1 protein-coding gene and 2 pseudogenes are annotated in these 2482 nt (G+C 63.7%); 1 reads left to right on the forward strand and 2 read right to left on the reverse strand.

What is annotated here, in order from left to right:
* Positions 1 to 124: pseudogene (locus JOZ76_RS14350) on the forward strand (peptidase P60); the annotation flags it as partial.
* Between the two features lie 116 nt (positions 125 to 240).
* Here JOZ76_RS14350 and JOZ76_RS14355 read toward each other — a convergent pair.
* Positions 241 to 1878 (reverse strand): ABC transporter ATP-binding protein, encoded by a 1638-nt coding sequence (locus JOZ76_RS14355; RefSeq protein ID WP_291699284.1) that lies wholly within the window; start codon positions 1876 to 1878, stop codon positions 241 to 243.
* 7 nt (positions 1879 to 1885) lie between these two features.
* Positions 1886 to 2482 (reverse strand): annotated as a pseudogene (locus tag JOZ76_RS14360) (ABC transporter permease subunit); the annotation flags it as partial.

Below are 2482 nucleotides of genomic sequence, written 5' to 3' on the forward strand. Positions count from 1 at the left end.
TGCCGATACGATCGTGCACGCCAATGCTTTTCACATGGCGGCGGTGATCGAGAATCGTGGCGAGGCCATCGCCCGCATCCGCGCCGCCGGCAGCGAAGTCGTAGCGATCAGGCGGCTCGCTTGACACTCGTCCCGTCGTCATGGCCGCGCTTGTCCCGGCCATCCACGTCCTAGCGACGCAGAAGAAGGCATGGATGCCCGGAGGCACGACGAGCGTGACGGCTGGATTGACAGTTCAGCTCACGTTGCCACCGTGTCGCCATTGGCGGCCTCGTTGCGGAAAGCGGCGGCGAAAAGCGCGCTCGTGTAATCGCTCTTAGGCGTCTTGAACAGCGCCGCCGCTGGCCCCTCCTCCACCACCTTGCCATGGCGCATCACGATCAGATGGCTCGCGAGCGAGGCGACCACGCGCAGATCGTGCGAGATGAACATGTAGGTGAGATCGCGCTTCTTCTGCAGATCGCGCAACAGGTCGACCATCTGGGCCTGGAACAGCATGTCGAGCGCGCTGGTCGGCTCGTCCAGCACGACGAAACTCGGCTCCAGCACAATCGCGCGGGCGATCGAGATGCGCTGACGCTGCCCTCCCGAAAACTCGTGCGGATAGCGGAACCGCGTGTCCGGGTCGAGCCCGACATCCCTGAGCGCCTTGACGACGCGCGCCTCACGCTGCTCCGCGGATAACGAGCGCTGGTGTACGCTGAGGCCTTCGGCCACGATGTCGCCGACCGACATGCGCGGACTGAGCGATCCGAACGGATCCTGGAACACGATCTGCATGTCGCGCCGGAACGGCCGCATCGCATCGAATTTGAGGCCCTGAATGCCTTTGCCCAAAAATACGATCGGTCCGTTCGAGGAAATCAGGCGCAGCAGCGCGAGCCCGAGCGTGGTCTTGCCGGAGCCGGATTCGCCGACCACGCCCAGCGTCTCGCCCTTGCGCACGGCAAGGCTGATGCCATCGACCGCCTTGATGTGTCCGACCGTCGAGCGCAGCAGCCCGCGCTTGATCGGAAACCAGACCTTGAGATCGTCGGCTTCGATGACGACGGGCGACTCCGGACGCGGCGGCGCCGGATCGGGCTTTGGCTCGGCCGCTAGCAGTTCCCTGGTATAGGGATGTTTTGGCGCGGAAAACACCTGCTCGACCGCGCCCTGCTCGACGATCTTGCCACCGTTCATGACGCAGACGCGGTCGGCGATACGGCGCACGATGCCGAGATCGTGCGTGATGAACAACAGGCTCATCCCGAGACGCGCGCGGATGTCGGCGAGTAGCGCCAAAATCTGCGCCTGCACCGTCACGTCGAGCGCGGTGGTCGGCTCGTCCGCGATCAACAGATCCGGCTCGTTGGCAAGCGCCATCGCGATCATCACGCGCTGACGCTGGCCGCCGGAGAGCTGGTGCGGATAGCTTTTCATCCGCGTCTCGGGCTCGGGAATACCGACCTGCGTCAGCAATTCGAGCGTTCGCGCCCGCGCCATCGCGCCACTGATCGGCTGATGCAGATGCAGGATTTCGCCGATCTGCCGCTCGATCGTGTGCAACGGATTGAGCGAGGTCATCGGCTCCTGGAAGATGATCGAAACATCGCTGCCGCGGATGTCGCGCATCTGCTGCTCCGACAGCGGCAGCAGTTCGCGGCCCTTGAAGCGGATGCTGCCCGAGGGGTGCGAGGCGGTCGGATATGGCAGCAGCTTCAGGATCGAGAGCGCACTGACCGATTTTCCGGAACCGGATTCGCCGACAAGGGCGACGCATTCGCCGCGCCGGATCTCGAACGAGATCTTGTCGACCGCAAGTGACGTCCCGCTTCGCTGGTGGAAGGCCACAGAGAGATCACGGATCGACAGCAGCGGCTGGTTGATGGCGTCCATCGGCATCTCACCTGAACGTCTTGCGCGGATCGAAGGCGTCACGCACCGCTTCGCCGATGAAGATCAGCAGCGACAGCATGATCGCGACCGCAAAGAAGCCGGTGAAGCCGAGCCACGGCGCCTGGATGTTGGCCTTGCCCTGCGACAGCAGTTCGCCGAGGGACGGCGAACCCGGCGGCAGGCGAAGCCCAGAAAATCCAGCGCGGTCAGCGTCATGACCGAGGACGACACGATGAACGGCAGGAACGTCATGGTCGCGACCATCGCGTTCGGCAACAGATGGCGGAACATGATGACGGCATTGGAAACGCCGAGCGCGCGCGCCGCCTGGATGTACTCGAAATTCCTGCCACGCAGGAACTCGGCACGCACGAGGCCGACCAGCGTCACCCAGGAGAACAACGCCATGATGCCGAGCAGCACGAAGAAGCCCGGCGGCAGCACCGCCGATATGATCAAGAGCAGATAGAGATACGGAATCGAATTCCAGATCTCGATGAAGCGCTGGAAGCCAAGATCGATCCAGCCGCCGAAATAACCCTGCACGCCGCCGGCGACGATGCCGATGATCGAGGAGATGATCGTCAGGCTTAGGCCGAACAGC

Origin of the sequence: Bradyrhizobium sp. (genome assembly GCF_019244115.1) — a bacterium.
Classification (GTDB): Bacteria; Pseudomonadota; Alphaproteobacteria; order Rhizobiales; family Xanthobacteraceae; genus Bradyrhizobium.

Bases quoted from the DNA above. Each gene is read 5' to 3' on its own strand.
- JOZ76_RS14355 (WP_291699284.1), bottom strand. From the start codon at position 1,878: ATGGACGCCATCAACCAGCCGCTGCTGTCGATCCGTGATCTCTCTGTG.